13 protein-coding genes are annotated in these 15,707 nt (G+C 41.9%); 11 read left to right on the forward strand and 2 right to left on the reverse strand.

The genetic code is table 11. The features are described from left to right. Positions 1-190 precede the first annotated feature (190 nt). The 9 genes from ABCM67_RS15265 (at position 191) to ABCM67_RS15305 (ending at position 10,924) form a co-directional block, all read left to right on the forward strand. A complete protein-coding gene (locus tag ABCM67_RS15265) occupies positions 191-583 on the forward strand; it encodes a hypothetical protein (RefSeq protein WP_342992983.1) in 393 nt (130 codons plus the stop codon). A 212-nt stretch (positions 584-795) separates the two neighbouring features. After that, the gene (locus ABCM67_RS15270; protein ID WP_114001965.1) at positions 796-4,353 is read left to right on the forward strand and encodes a leucine-rich repeat protein; all 3,558 of its coding nucleotides are present in this window, start codon (positions 796-798) and stop codon (positions 4,351-4,353) included. 244 nt (positions 4,354-4,597) lie between these two features. After that, on the forward strand, positions 4,598-4,939 hold the full coding sequence (locus ABCM67_RS15275; RefSeq protein WP_015526591.1) for a nucleotidyltransferase domain-containing protein: 342 nt from the start codon (positions 4,598-4,600) through the stop codon (positions 4,937-4,939). Continuing rightward, entirely contained in the window at positions 4,926-5,351 is a 426-nt protein-coding gene (locus ABCM67_RS15280; RefSeq protein ID WP_044961586.1) for a HEPN domain-containing protein, read from the forward strand. Before ABCM67_RS15275 ends, ABCM67_RS15280 begins: the two co-directional genes overlap by 14 nt. 221 nt (positions 5,352-5,572) lie before the next feature. After that, complete coding sequence (locus ABCM67_RS15285; RefSeq protein ID WP_342992985.1) at positions 5,573-6,757, forward strand: LacI family DNA-binding transcriptional regulator; 1,185 nt, start codon at positions 5,573-5,575, stop codon at positions 6,755-6,757. Between the two features lie 266 nt (positions 6,758-7,023). Beyond that, the gene (locus tag ABCM67_RS15290) at positions 7,024-8,049 is read left to right on the forward strand and encodes a sulfate ABC transporter substrate-binding protein (protein ID WP_118753294.1); all 1,026 of its coding nucleotides are present in this window, start codon (positions 7,024-7,026) and stop codon (positions 8,047-8,049) included. Positions 8,050-8,200: 151 nt separating this feature from the next. After that, positions 8,201-9,040 (forward strand): sulfate ABC transporter permease subunit CysT, encoded by an 840-nt coding sequence (gene cysT / locus ABCM67_RS15295; RefSeq protein ID WP_147602781.1) that lies wholly within the window; start codon positions 8,201-8,203, stop codon positions 9,038-9,040. Beyond that, positions 9,040-9,876, forward strand: coding sequence for a sulfate ABC transporter permease subunit CysW (cysW, locus tag ABCM67_RS15300; protein ID WP_021651678.1), 837 nt, complete (start codon positions 9,040-9,042; stop codon positions 9,874-9,876). The genes cysT and cysW overlap by 1 nt, the downstream gene beginning before the upstream one ends. Then, complete coding sequence (locus ABCM67_RS15305) at positions 9,866-10,924, forward strand: ABC transporter ATP-binding protein (RefSeq protein WP_342992988.1); 1,059 nt, start codon at positions 9,866-9,868, stop codon at positions 10,922-10,924. The genes cysW and ABCM67_RS15305 overlap by 11 nt, the downstream gene beginning before the upstream one ends. 155 nt (positions 10,925-11,079) lie before the next feature. Here the strand turns inward: ABCM67_RS15305 and ABCM67_RS15310 are convergent, their stop codons facing one another. Together ABCM67_RS15310 and ABCM67_RS15315 are read right to left on the reverse strand one after the other, a co-directional pair. Further along, entirely contained in the window at positions 11,080-12,027 is a 948-nt protein-coding gene (locus tag ABCM67_RS15310) for a serine hydrolase (protein WP_015526597.1), read from the reverse strand. Between the two features lie 21 nt (positions 12,028-12,048). Then, complete coding sequence (locus ABCM67_RS15315; protein WP_118063617.1) at positions 12,049-12,882, reverse strand: MurR/RpiR family transcriptional regulator; 834 nt, start codon at positions 12,880-12,882, stop codon at positions 12,049-12,051. Between the two features lie 260 nt (positions 12,883-13,142). Between ABCM67_RS15315 and ABCM67_RS15320 the strand changes: the two genes are divergently transcribed. Next, positions 13,143-14,489: an APC family permease gene (locus ABCM67_RS15320; protein WP_147602783.1), complete on the forward strand. Its 1,347-nt coding sequence runs from the start codon at positions 13,143-13,145 to the stop codon at positions 14,487-14,489. Between the two features lie 5 nt (positions 14,490-14,494). After that, a complete protein-coding gene (locus tag ABCM67_RS15325) occupies positions 14,495-15,427 on the forward strand; it encodes a serine hydrolase (protein ID WP_342992990.1) in 933 nt (310 codons plus the stop codon). Positions 15,428-15,707 lie beyond the last annotated feature (280 nt).

A 15,707-nucleotide genomic window follows, 5' to 3' on the forward strand; every position in this document is an offset into this window, starting at 1 on the left:
AATTGATGTATTTGTTCCCTTGAAAATGCTGATAGATACTGTGTTTTAGCGGATAATCAGATTTTTATTGTGTTTTTTAATGCAAAGTCTTTATAAAAAATTATTCACGATTCCAGAACATTCGGAAAGACTGGAATTTATAGTAGATCAGGCGGAACGCATTACGGGAATTAGCGATTTTGGAAAGTATATGAGTAAGATCCTGGCAATTGATACATTTTTTATGAATGAAGATCGGCATATGCATAATATTGGAGTCTTAATGGATGCAGAAGAAAAATATCATTTGTGTCCAATATTTGATAATGGTGCAGGACTGCTATCAGATATACAGATGGATTATCCGATGGAAGAAAACATAAATAATCTGATGGAGGAGGCACGATCAAAAACTCTGTGTGAAGATTTTGATGAGCAGATCGAGATTGCAGAAGAATTGTATGGTCAGCAGATAAGGCTGAAATTTAATGAAAAAGATGTAAAAGAAATATTGGATATGGAAAGTTATTATCCGCAGGAATATAAAGAAAGAGTATTTGAGATTATTATGAGCAGGAGAAGAAAGTACAGATATTTATTTTGAATAACTGTGCGTCGTATTCTTGGCATTTTGGTAATAAAGCAGGTGCAAAAGTTATCACATGTGCAGCTGCCGGTTTTTTACAGTAAAAAAATGTTCAAAAATGTCTGTAAACAGACAAAATATGACAAAAATATTCTAAACAAAGCTTGATTAAATGTGATGGGAAATTTATAATTTTATTATAAATGTGAATTTGAAAATGGGGGAAATCTATGAAGAAAAAGAATATTGCATGGCTGCTGTCTGGGGCTATGATCCTGACAACAGCGGCGGCTCCGGTGGAGACAGTGTCTGTGTATGCGGCTGAGGAATTTCAGGCAGATGAAACAGAAGTAGCAGGAACAGAAAACGGAGATACAGCGACAGAGACAACAGCGGAAATTGCAGTAGATGCAGCGGAAAATGAAACTGCAGGAGCGGATGAAAGTGAGGAAACTGTCGCTGCAGCGTCAGACGCAGAAGGCGAGGAAGAAACTGAAAGTGAAGGATCCGATGAGAATGCGCAGGCTGACGATGCCAGTAATCTGGAGATGTTTGACGACAGTGCAGAGGAACTGAATGTAGAGACAGAAGCAGACAGCTCTGAGAATGTAGAACTGGAAGCAGAAGTGGAAAATGGTTTTTCGGATGGAGAAGCTGTGATAGCTGGTGCGGGTGACAGTTCGAAAGTTGTTGACAGTGGAAGCTGTGGAAGTAACGCTACTTATACGCTGTATGGGGATGGACGGCTTGTGATTGAGGGTAGTGGAATTGTAGATGAATATTTTAACAGTATCACCAGTAACGATAAAAAAATAAAAAGTGCGGAAATTGGGGAAGGAATTACAGCTCTTAAGGTTTCGGAGGGAGCAGGAGTATTTGAAAATTGTAGTGATTTGAGCACTGTGACACTGCCGAAAAGTTTAACGACCTTGGGTAATTGGACATTTTCAAACTGTGAAAGCCTAAGTACAATCGTATTGCCGGAAAGTTTAACAAATATTGGAAAATATGCATTCCGTTGTTGTAATAATTTAAATAACGTCACTATTCCTCAGGGAGTAACAACGATAGAAAGTTATACATTCTCTGAATGTAGTGGCTTACAGAATGTTGTATTACCAGAGAGCGTAACGACTATTGGAGAGAGCGCATTTCAGTATTGCAGTAACCTGAGCAGTGTTAATATTCCTAAAAGTGTAACATCAATAGGACAGAGAGCATTTGACCACTGTGAAAAACTGAATAATATTGTATTACCGGAAGGTCTTGCAACTGTTGAAGAAGGTACGTTTTATAATTGCAGTAGCCTGAGCAGCATCAATATTCCAAACAGTGTGACATCAATTGGAAAGGTTGCGTTTGCGAATTGCAGTGAATTAGGAGGCGGTATTGTTTTACCGGACAGCCTGACAACCTTAGGAGAGAATGCGTTTGCATATTGTGAGAAGCTCAGTAGTGTAACACTTTCCAAAAATCTGAAAAGTATAGAAGCGAATACCTTTTATAATTGCAGCAGCTTAACAGCTATTGAAATTCCGGATAGTCTGACAGATATAGGAACAGGAGTATTTTCCGGCTGTTCAGATTTGAGAAGTGTTAAACTTCCATCCGGACTTAAACGTATAAATAATTCTATGTTTTCAGGGTGCGGAAGATTGAACAGTATTGTAATTCCAGACGGTGTCACAGAAATTGGAGAAGCGGCTTTTTCAGGCTGTGGAAGACTGACGGAAATTAATCTGCCAGCTGGAGTGACAACGATTGAAGCTGGCGCATTTAGTAGCACTGGCGTAACAGAGTTTAAATTACCGAATGGTCTGAAAACAATCGGAGACAGTGCATTTTCAAGTGATCAATACAGTACGATGATAGTTCCGGGATCCGTAACAGATATAGGAAAATATGCATTTGCAAGGAATGACAATTTAAAAACTGTTGAACTTCCGGACAGTATCACCGAGATCAAAGACAGTATATTTTATGATGACTATAATCTTGAAAGCATAAAACTGCCGAAGAACCTGAAGACAATAGGTGAGCATGCATTTACCTGGTGTCGTAGCATTAAGAGTCTGGAAATTCCAGACAGTGTGACAGAAATTGGGGAATATGCATTTTCAGCCTGTTATGGTCTCGAAACAATTCATTTGCCAAAAGGGCTGACAAATGTTGTATATGGTACATTTGTAGACTGCAGTAAACTTACAGACATCACCATCCCGGAAAATGTAACTAAGATTGACACCGATGCATTTAAAGGCTGCCAGGCGCTCAGAAGCGTTTACATTCCAGGGAATTCTGTAAAAATCGAGAAACGTGCGATCGGCTACAATTCAGATACCGAGAAGAACAGTACACTTGTGCTCATAGGCCATAAAGGCTCCACAGCCGAAACCTACGCAGCAGGAGAAAACTTCGCATTCCACAATGTTACAGATCCGTTGACACATTATGCAAGTGTTGAGCCAACCTGTATAAACGAGGGAAATATTGAATACTGGCATTGCAATGTATGCGGAAAAGATTTCAGCAATGAGGCAGGAACCGTAGTTTCCGGTGAGACAAAAATCGAGAAGCTTGAACATAAATTTACATGGGTTGACTGGAAAGAAGCAACCTGTACGGAAGATGGAAACAGAGGTTACTGGCATTGTGAATCCTGCGGAAAAAATTATGATGATACATACAATGGAAATGAATTAGAATCTGTAGTATATCCTGCAACAGGCCATGAACTGGAATTAGTTCCGGGATTAGCTGCCAATTGCTGGAACTCAGGCAGACGTGAATACTATCAGTGCATGAAATGCGGAAAGTGTTTTCTGGACAAAGAGGCAAAAAAGGAGATTTTTGATCCGAATGATGAGTTGATTACTCCTATACTGGGGCATGAATGGTCAGAATGGAAATTGCGGGAGATTGCAACAGGTGCTCATGGATACCAGATTGGAAAAAGCTACCCGATAGATGCATCAGAGGCTTATCAGAATGAGAGAACTTGTAAGCGGTGCGGACAGATAGAATTTGGAGAAATTCTGACTTATACGGTCCATGTTAATGTAGATCAGATCACCCTGAAATATGGTCAGTCCACAACTGCAGTCCGTGCTTCTGGTTTTACAAAAGGAGATTATGTAAAGAGTGTAACAGCAAGAAATAAGAATCTTGTAACAGTGTCCAATGTCAGCAAAAATGGTACATTCAAACTTACTGCAAAAAACAGATCCGGAAAAACGTATGTGGATATTAATTTAAAAAGTGGAGTATCAGTTGCTGTAATGATAACTGTTCAGAAAGGCAAGGTATCCACCCGCTACATCACAAACCTGAAATCCACCCGCATCTACAAAGGAAAAACAGTAACTCTGAAACCAGTTCTTGACCCGATCACAAGTCAGGATAAGGTTACATACAGCACTTCCAACAAGAATATTGCAACTGTAAATTCCAAAGGTGTTGTCACAGGAAAACAGGTAGGCACTGCCAAGATCACAGTAAAAGCCGGAAGCAAAAAATCAGTTGTTACTATCAAGGTAATGCCAAAAGTCAAAACAACAAAACTCACCGGTGTACCAAAAACAAAGACCGTGAACAGAGGAAAAACCTTCACCATCAAAGCCGTTGCAACACCAAGAAATACTGATGAGAAGGTCACTTACAGATCATCCAACAAAAAAATCGCAACTGTCACATCCAAAGGTGTTGTAAAAGGCATCAGAAAAGGAACTGCAACTATCACCGTTCAGAGTGGTTCTAAAAAACTGACCTGTAAGGTAACGGTTAAATAATTCAAGGGATATTAGCAATCTGCATTTGTTATTTGCTCATAGTTATATCTTATATATTTGAGCACGCAAAACAGACTGGAGCTTGATAAGAATATATATCAGGTTCTCAGTCTGTTTTTGTATGTCTGGAGAATTATGTCGAAAAAATTTCATTGCGGAATAATGATATAAAAGCGTATAATTAAATGGAAGAAATAGTGGTTATCGAATAAAGATGTTTTATCAGATAGAAGGGGGCGGGATTATGCCGGTATCGATGAAGACATTGTTGGAACAATACACAAAAATATTACAGAAAATATATGGGAAACATTTGAAAAGTGTTATTTTATACGGCTCATATGCCAGAGGAGATTATAGAGAAGATTCTGATATCGATATTATGATTCTCCTTGATCTGTCTGATATAGATATTAAGCAGTATCGTCATGAATTGGCAGGAGAAACTTTTGATTTTAATATGGATCATGATCTTGATATTAAGCCAATTGCAAAAAGTGAAAAACATTTTCTGAATTGGGTTGATGTTTATCCATTTTATGCAAATGTAAAGAAAGAGGGGGTAAAATTATTTGATGCAGCCTGATGAAAAAGGAACGCAGAAAGATCTTATTTTTTATCGGATTGAAACTGCCCAAAGTGATATTAAAGCTGCGGAAATTCTTTTGAATGCAAAAGAATTTCGAGGTGCTAATAATCGGGCATATTATGGTATTTATCATGCAATTTCAGCAATACATGCACTAGATGGAAATGCATATAAACGTCATAAAGATGCATTAGCAAATTTCAATAAGAATTATATTAAAACAGAGATTTTTCCCAGAAAACTTGGACGAAAAATCGTAGAAGCAGAAGAAATCAGACATGCCAGCGATTATGATGATTTTTATATTGCAACAAGAGAAGAAGCAGAAGAACAGATAGAAACGGGTAAACAATTATTGGAATTGATAGAAGAATATATCAAAAGAAAATTAAAGGACAATAATAAGTGATGATCGCAAAAAATACCTTCCACAGTAACTCTGTGTAAGGTATTTTTTTGTAGTGCGCCTTGCCTGGTAATGTAATGCTAAATGAGATGGGCAAGGCGCAGAATCCGGGTGGTCTACTGGAAGATGCAGCAAAAAAAGAACACGTTTTCACAAAATAAGATTGACTTTTTTCAAAACTCTTATTATCATATAAAACATATTTAATTACTATGAAATAAGGAATGATAAAAAGTTCTGTTACACTGATGCTGCTGAGTTACACAGATGACGTTGAGCAGCGTACAGGACTGGCAGTGGGCAGACTTTTTTCAGAGGGAGGGGATGGGTACATGTCCATCAAGAAGATCGCAGAAAAGGCAGGGGTTTCACCGGCGACGGTTTCCAGAGTTTTGAATAATCCCAATTATAAATGTTCTGTTTCCGGACTCAGGGATAAGATATGGAAAACAGCTATCGAGATGAATTATGTGCCCAACGAGGCGGCCCGGAATCTGAAAAAAGGCGTTTCCGCAAAGCAGGAGAAAACCTGGTACATCAATATCCTGATGACAAGAACCGATTCTTCCACAACGGATCCGTTTTTTGCGGAGCTCCTTCGGGTGATCGAAAGTGAGATCCATGATAAAAACTGCATTCTTTCCAAAGTATGGTATATGTCTGTGTTTTCCGATGACCGGAAGTGCCGAAGGGAGAATCTGGACCGGCTGATCGACGGAATGTATGACGAGGTGGAAGGGAAAAGGGACGGACTGATCATCATCGGCAGATGTAATAAAGAGGCTTTGAAGAAGCTGAATAAGAAGTATAAGAGTGTGGTATCGGTGAACCGGAATTCTACCAATTATGAAGTGGATGAGGTCCTTTGCGATGGGAAAAAGATCGCAGCAGCGGCAGTGGAATATCTGATCTCCCTGGGGCACAAAAATATCGGTTATATTGGCCAGTGTCACAGCGAGGACCGGTATAACGGGTATCTGGAAACACTGAAGAAGCATGATCTGGATGTGATACCGGAGTATGTTATCGAAACAAAGCAGACTGAGGCCGAGGGCTACGAGGCCATGGAAAAGTTCTTTCAGTCGGACGACATGCCAACCGGAATCTACTGTGCCAATGATATTTCGGCGATCGGAATGCTGAAGTGCCTGAATAAATTTCGGAACCGGTATTATATGCCTTCGATCATATCCAGCGATGATATACAGGAGGCACAGTTTACCAGACCGATGCTGACAACGGTGAGCCTGCCCAAGGAGGATATGGGAAAATTTGCATTATACCTGCTGCTGGACCGACTGAAGGGCGGACATTCCGGTATTGTGCGAATGGAGCTGGAAGGCAGACTGATGATACGGAACAGCTGCAGCAGTGTGGAGGACAGTATGTGGAGCGATTATTGTATCTGAGGATTGCGGATGCGCAGATATAGTGACAGACAGGATGCAGTTGCGCAATGACCAGAGTATTTTCGTGAAAACGTTTTCAGATATTCATATTTAATTAATGGGAATAATATGGTTTAATGTATTCAATTCAAATAAAAAAAATTATAGAACCACAGAATCAGAGTAAACGGAAAGAACAGGTATGATTTGACAGCGAAATGAAGCATTTACATTGGTGGGAAAAAGATTTCCAAATAAAAATGTGGTTGTAAAGGAGTACACAGATCATGAAAAGAAAACGCATTGCAGGTGTCTGTATCGCACTGGCAGCAGTGGTACTGGCAGGAACTTTTGCAGTATCGGGAAACAATACAAAGGATAAAAATCACGTGGAGATCATCAATGTGTCCTATGATCCGACCAGAGAATTTTATGAAGCGTATAATAAGATTTTTTCAAAATATTGGAAAGAAGAAACAGGTCAGAGTGTGGATGTGATCCAATCTCATGGCGGTTCCGGAAAGCAAGCCCTTGAGATTTCCAACGGACTTCCTGCAGATGTGGCGACACTTGCACTGGAATATGATATCGATGCGATCCGGAATGCCGGTCTGATCGACAAGGGATGGATCGATGAATATCCGGATGACAGTGCTCCTTATACTTCCACCATTGTATTTCTTGTTCGGAAGGGAAATCCGAAGAATATCCACGACTGGGATGATCTGACAAAGGATGGTGTGGGAGTGATCACTCCCAATCCGAAAACCTCCGGTGGTGCCCGCTGGAATTACATGGCAGCCTGGGCTTATGCAAATGAGAAATATAATGGCAACGAGACAGAGATGAAAGCCTTTATTAAGAAGCTTTATAGAAATGTCCTGGTTCTGGATTCCGGTGCAAGAGGTGCCACAACCTCTTTCGTGGAAAACGGGCAGGGGGATGTGCTGATCGCCTGGGAAAATGAAGCGTTTCTTTCTGTAAGGGACAATCCGGATGATTACGAGATCGTAACGCCGGGCATCAGTATCCTGGCACAGCCGTCCGTTGCTGTTGTAGATGAAAATGTGAAAAAGCATGATAATGCAGAAGCTGCGAAAGCATATCTGAAATATCTGTATTCCGATGAAGCTCAGGAGCTGATCGCTGAGAATTACTACAGACCGATTGATCAGACGATCCTGAAAAAGCATGCAGATACTTTTGATCTGAAGGTGAAGCTGACAACGATCAAAGATTTCGGCGGCTGGGATGCAGTTCAGAAAAAGCATTTCGCAGACGGCGGAGTGTTTGATGAGATCTATGAAGAGTAGAAGAGCCTGAGATTTTATAACAGATCAGAGAGTTGTAGAAGAGTCAGAGATTTGCAACAGATTAGAGAATTGTAGAAGAGTCAGAGATTTGCAGCAGACCGGGAATTTGTAACAGATCAGAAACTTAGAATAGAAAAGAGGGGAGACAGAAATGAAGAAACAACAGAGTAAACGTGTGATACCAGGCTTTGGACTGACAATGGGAGTGACTTTGGCGATGCTGAGTATCGTAGTTCTGATCCCTCTTGCGTCTTTGGCAGTATACTCGGCGCGGCTGAGTTTTCGGGAATTTATTGAGGTGATCACACGGCCGAGGGTTTTGTCCGGATTCTATGTAAGCTTTATTACCGCCTTTGCGGCCACAGTGATCAATGCTATTATGGGACTGGTCCTTGCGTGGGTGCTGGTAAGATATGATTTTCCGGGAAAAAGGATCATGGATGGAATGATCGAGCTGCCTTTCGCACTGCCGACTGCAGTTGCCGGTATCTCACTGACATCCCTGACATCCGATAAAGGTCTGGTGGGAAGCTTTTTTGCAAATTTCGGTATTAAGATCGCATATACCAGAATCGGTATCACGGTGGCATTGATCTTTGTGGGAATCCCTTTTGTAGTCAGGGCCATTCAGCCGGTTCTGGAGAAACTGGACGGTTCCTATGAGGAGGCGGCCCGTGTTATGGGTGCAAAACCATTCACCGTTTTCCGCAGGGTTATTCTTCCGGAGCTTCTGCCGGCAATGCTTTCCGGGGCGGGACTTGCCTTCGGACGCTGCCTGGGAGAATACGGAAGCGTTGTTTTTATCGCAGGAAACAAGCCTTATTATACAGAGATCACGCCGCTGATCATCATGTCAAAGCTTCAGGAGTTTGACTATGAAAGCGCAACAGCTATCGCACTGGTTACACTGGCAGTATCATTTCTGATCCTGTTTGGTGTGAATCTGGTGCAGGCAAGAAATACGAAACGTATCAGAGGGAGGGATGCATAATGGATGAAAAAAAGAAGCAGGCTTCCGGGCCGGTGAAATGGATCCTTATCGGGATTTCCGTGATCTTTCTTTTTGTGATGCTGGTACTGCCTCTGGTGGTTGTTGTAACCCAGGCGCTGAGCAAGGGCTGGCAGTGCTATGTGCAGGCGGTGACAGATGAGTACACGCTGAAAGCGCTGAAGCTGACCATTGGGGCGACGGCTGCGGCTGTTGTATGCAACACGATCTTTGGTCTGTGTGCGGCATGGGCAATGACCAGATTTCATTTTCGGGGAAAAAAGCTCCTTACCACTTTGATCGATGTTCCGGTTACAGTATCACCGGTTATCGCAGGTCTTATCTATATCCTGGTTTTTGGAAAGCAGAGTCCTCTTTATTCTGTTCTTGAAAGTGCAGGGATACAGATCGTGTTTGCAGTTCCTGGAATTGTCCTAGCAACGATCTTTGTCACGTTTCCATTTGTGTCCAGAGAGATCATACCGGTTCTGGAATCCATAGGGTCCGATGAGGAAGAGGCGGCAGCGCTGATGGGAGCAAAAGGCTGGACGATTTTTACCAAGGTGACATTTCCGCATATCAAGTGGGCATTTCTCTATGGTGTTGTGCTGTGTACAGCCAGAGCCATGGGAGAGTTTGGAGCTGTGTCCGTACTGTCCGGACATCTCCGTGGAAAAACAAATACACTTCCGCTTCATGTGGAAATTCTTTATAATGAATTCCAGTATGTTCCGGCATTTGCGGTTTCTTCGATCCTGGTGATCCTGGCGGTGATCCTTCTGATCGCAAGAAATGTTCTGGAGCATAAAGGAAAGGGGGAAAAAGGCGATGTACGTTGAGTTAAAAAATACCAATAAAACATATGGGGATTACAAGGCATCTGACAACGTAAGCTTTGGTATCGAAAAGGGAAAGCTGATCGGTCTCTTAGGACCCAGCGGAAGCGGAAAAACTACGATTCTCCGTATGATCGCCGGTCTGGAGCAGCCGGACAGCGGTGAGATCATCATCGACGAAAGAGTGGTCAATGATGTGCCTGCCAGCGAGCGAGGCATTGGATTTGTGTTCCAGAATTATGCTCTTTTCCGGTATATGACGGTGTATGATAATATTGCATTTGGCCTGAAGGTACAGAAGGCGGACAAGAAGTATATTAAGCAGAGGGTTATGGAACTGGTAGAGCTGATCGGGCTGAAGGGCCTGGAGAAAAGATATCCGAGTCAGCTGTCCGGTGGTCAGAGACAGCGAGTTGCTTTTGCCCGGGCTCTTGCTCCGAATCCGCAGCTTCTCCTTCTGGATGAGCCTTTTGCGGCGATCGATGCAAAGATCCGTACGGAGCTTCGAAGCTGGCTGAAGGACATGATCGAGAAGCTGGGGATCACCAGTATTTTTGTTACCCATGACCAGGATGAGGCTATCGAGGTGGCGGATGAAATTATTATTACCAACCGTGGACGGATCGAGCAGAAGGGAACCCCACTGGAGGTTTATCAGAATCCGGATACTGCGTTTACGGCGGGATTTTTCGGGCAGACTTCTGTGATCGATGATTACCAGGTGTTCAATCACTTCGAGGAAGTTCCAGGAGGCGAAAAAGCCATTGTCCGTCCGGAGTTTGTAAAAGTGACTAAGAAGAACGAGGAACAGAAATATAAAAGCTCCGCAACAGAGGGCGTCGTAGAACGAGTCGCATTCCGCGGCAGCAGCCTGGAACTGAAAGTCCGTGTAGGAAACACCACACTCAGCGCCAGAAGAAGCCTTGACGAAGAACCCGTCCGGGAAGGCGAAGTTGTGGATGTGTTTGTGCAGAGGATTTTTGTAACGAAGGGAAATGAGGCAGTACTGCTACATAATACAGCTATGGTTGAGGATTGGTTAGTGATATAAAAAAATGCCGCGGGAGCGGCATTTTTTTATGAGCAAGTAGCGTTAGCGGATTGCGAATATCATATGATGTGGCCGCGGAGCGGCATTTTTTTATGAGCAAGTAGCGTTAGCGGATTGCGAATATCATATGATATGGCCGCGGGAGCGGCATTTTTTTATATATGTGAAATTTTCACACCGTAATATTCTGCAAGAGAATCCACCAGGTCATCACGGATTTTTTTGTGGTCATTTCCATCCAGGGACATGACACAGGATACCATCTGACGTTTTTTGTCAACGACGCAGTATTGGCCGTAATTGCCGGACAGGATCAGTGTATCTTCCATAGGTCCCATATATATGAAATATCCATAACCATAGCTCTGGTAATCCGGATGCTCCGTCAGTGGATTGTAAGAATCGATATGTTTCTGACAGGCATCAATCACGAATTTTTTTGGGACGATCTGTTTTCCGTTCAGGGAACCCTCATGCAGAAGCAGATGTCCAAAACGAGCCAATTCATCAATCGTCAGATACAGTCCGTTAGCTGCCATACAATGTCCCTGAGGGCAGAGGGTCCAGTCCGGATTCGGAATGCCAACCGGTTCAAAGAAACGATATCGCAGATAATTCAGCAGACCCGTTCCGGATTTCTCTTCCAGAAGAACAGATAAAATATAGGAACAAAAATTGCTGTACACAAAATGAGTACCGGGTGTATATGGAAAAGAATCATTCTGAAAGAAATATCTCACCCAGTCCTTTTCTCTGTATCGCTCTGGTCCATCGCAGAAAAAGAGCGGATCTTTCTGACCGGATGACATGGTAAGAAGATCACGGATCTTTATCTTGTACAGATTTTCAGAAGGGTCGGAAGGGAAATATTTTTCAAACCAGGGATAAATGTATTCATCAAGAGTGATCAGTCCTTCACGTTCTGCGATACCTGCGGCCATTGCAACAAAAGGCTTGCTTATAGACCATATATTTAAACGGGTTTTGACCGGAAAAAGTCTGAATTCTTCTTTTAGAAGATCATTTTTATATATCTGTGCGTAGATGATATTGGAATGATGTTGCTTTGATTTCTCAAGAAAAATATCTAAAATTTCCTGCATGATAATCCCTCCCTGTAATTATTATTCGTAAAAAAGATCAAAGTCTGAGTAAAGTTCTTCCAGGTCATGAAGGCGTGTACTGATGGACTTGCACTTGCTTTTTCGGATTTTTGCAACAATGCTGTCAAAAAGACAATAGAGACAGGAAAAGGAGTTAAATCCCATTTCATTGAGATTGATCTCTGTAATGACCGCATGATCTGCCAGAGACCATGCCGGTGATGAAATACTGTCTGTGATGGCAAGGATCTTTGCACCATGGTTTTTGGCAACCTGTGCGTATTTCAGTGACCATTTGGTATAGCGGGCAAAAGAGAGCAGAAGAACAACAGTATCTTCAGAAGCTTCCGTGAGATATTCAAAATGGGGATCATAAAATTCATGAACCACCTTGGTATTTCCAAGAAGCTGATTCAGCAAGGTTCCCATCCAGAGTGCTGCACTGTAAGAGGAACGGGCGCCTACAATCAGACGTTTCTTCGCATTGGTCAGATAGGTAACGATCTGATCCATATCATCCTGACTCAGGTGTGAAGCCCAGTTTTCCATGGAATGGAGTTCTTTTGCAATGATGTTCTGATAGAAATTCCCATTGTCCAGTGTGTCATCTGCTGTAGCTGTGGGAATGGAAAGAATATCATTCTGTACAGTACGCTGCATTTCAGAAAAACTTTCAAATCCCAGAGAATAAGCGAGGCGTATGATAGTGGTTTCGCTTACGGAAATTTCCTTGCTGAGTTTCGCAAGGGTGGAATAACTGAAAGAATCAAGGTGTTGTAATATATATTCGGCAACTTTCTTCTGACCGGCAGAAAGAGAAGATATTTTTTCACGGATCAACTGTTCTATTTTCATGAAAACCTCCTGTATTGTACGATTAGTATAATAAATTATAACAGGTGTAAAGTTTGATTACAATATAATGGAGTAAAAAATTCTTCTTGATATAAAAAAGATGTAAATAATGCACAAATTAAAGTGTGTATTTTTAATAATATTGTCAATAGAAATCTTGAAACCTAGATGTTAATATAGCATTAAATAATTCATATGACGTCAGAAAAAGAATTAATTGCACTATTAATATTAGAGCCAATAAAAAAGGGGGGGCTTTTATGTCGTCAACAGTAAAGGAAATAAAAGAAAAAACAGGTTACCTGAAACGAAGTGATCTTTATACAATCGGTGTAGGACAGGCGATTGGATCGGGTGTTCTGACACTGATCGGACCGGCAATTCTTTTGACTGGTCAGTCAGCATGGCTGGCATATGTAGCTGCATGTATCTGGGGATTTATGATGATTGCACCAATTCCATGGATCACATCTACACTGAAACTTGGAGGAGGATTTTATTCTCTGGTAGGAGATATGGCCGGCAAACGAGTTGCCGGTATGTATGCAGTAGGATTTTTGCCACAGACGATCAATCTGGCGACTTATGGTGTGGCAATTGGTATGTATGCAAATTCCCTGTGGCCGCAGGTTAATGCGAAATGGTTTGGAATTGCAGCCCTGAGTGTGTTCTTTGCCATCAATCTGTGTGGTGTGGATGTAATGGCGAAGGTACAGAAAATTCTGGTTATCCTGCTGTTTGTTGCACTTGGTCTGTTTATTGTTCTGGGATGCCTCCAGCTGAAAAATCCGGTGTTTGAGTTTACAGCACCAGACTTTTTCTCCAATGGTCCATCCGGATTCTTTTCCGCAATCATGCTGTATGTATATTCAACAAACGGATATTCCTGCATTATGAATTATGGTAAACAGGCAAAAGAAGCGCATAAAGATATTCCAAAGGCACTTCTGTACTGTATTCCGACACTGATGGTTGTATATGGCGGTGTTGCAATTGTAGCAAGTGGTGTGCTTCCTCTGGATCAGGTAGCCGGACAGCCGCTTACCCTGGTTGCAAAAAATATTTTAAATCCGGCACTTTTCACAGTATTTATGATTGGTGGTCCGGTACTTGCACTGTCTTCATCCATTAATTCAACAATTTCCAATAACTGTATTCCGGTTGCACAGTCCTGTAAAGATGGATGGCTTCCGAAATCATGGGCAGCTCAGAACAGAAGAGGGGCTTACTGGAAACTGATGACATTTACTTATCTTATGGGAATATTACCTGTGTTACTGGACTTTTCTATCAGTGATGTTGTAAATAATATTATGCTTCTGGCATCAGCATTGGCATTTCTGCAGATTTATGCTTATTTCCAGCTTCCGAAAAAACATGCAGAAGCATGGGAAAAATCACCAATGCATATTTCTAACGGAAAATATTATTTCCTCTGCTGTTTGAGCCTGTTTGCATATATCTGCATTTTTATCAATTCTTGCAGAAGCCTGAAACTTCCGGTAGTAATCATCAGTCTGATAGCCATTGTAGTATGCATGGCTTACGGATGGTTTAGAAGTGTAAGTCCTGATGTAAAGATGGAAACAAGTGTGTGGGAGGATTAATGTTTATGAATAAAGACCAGAACCTGATCAATGAATTTGCTATCAAAACTTTAAAAGAAAATCTCAATGTTATGTATGCGCAGATATGGCGTGAAGGACAGTTAACGGCAGAATATAAAAGAATGCCGGTGAAAACCCGCCTTAACACCTGGTCTGCCTGCAAGGGTGTTGTGTCCTGTGCGGCAGGAATCGCACTTGATGAAGGGCTGATTCGACTTGATGAGAAGATTGTGGATATTTTTCCAGAGTATGCACCGGAGAATCCGGAAGGATATCTGGGGGATGTAACGCTGGAAAATATGCTGACAATGACTACAGGTTTGGAAAGCTCTCTGTTTTTCTGTGACTGGCCGGAGCGTTACACAACTCCGGACTGGATCCGATATTTCTTCGAGAATGCGAAAGTGATAAAAAAACCGGGAACAGAATGGCTGTACAGTAATTTTAATACTTATATGATCAGCTGTGCGATTGAAAAACGTGCGGGAGTTAATCTTCTGGAATATTTGAGAAATCGCTTTTTTGAGCCGCTGGGAATTGGAAATCCAGACTGGACTTTGTGTCCGAAAGGGCATGTGCATGCGGCTAATGGACTTTATGTGAATATTGATGAGTTTACCCGGTATGGACAGATGATTCTTCACAAGGGAAATTATAATGGAAAACAGCTGGTGCCAGAGTCGTACATGAAGATGGCAACGTCCAATCTGGTGGATAATTCAGTGGCAGGAAGTCCGGGAAATCTATATTCCGGTTTTGGATATGGATATCAGTTTGTCATGAATCCGGAAGTCGGTTCCTATCGATCCGATGGAAATTATGGTCAGTTCTGTCTGGCGTTTCCTGACAAGGATGCAGTAGTAACTGTAATGTCTCTGGAGGGGGATTTCCAGAAAATAGGAAATCATCTATGGACTACAGTGGTTCCGGAATTATAAGAATTCTGTCTGGCAAATCAGACAGTGTAAGAGGGCTTAAATCTTTCTGGCTTGACATTGGTCAGAAACCGTTTTATACTCCTGTCTTTGACAGTTGCTAAACAAAAAAATCGCTGTACCTTTTGATTTTACTGGGGTTCGGCGATTTTTTTGTGTCGTTTTGGAATATAGTATTTTATCCAATGCGTCGTAAAATCCCTTGCTTCAGCTATGGGGATATAAGACGCGTCCATCGAATTTATGCAAGTAATTGAAGATGGACAAAATAGTAATTGTATTA

This window comes from Blautia sp. 2227st1_G12_2227SCRN_220401, assembly GCF_039062885.1.
Lineage (GTDB): Bacteria > Bacillota > Clostridia > Lachnospirales > Lachnospiraceae > Blautia_A > Blautia_A fusiformis.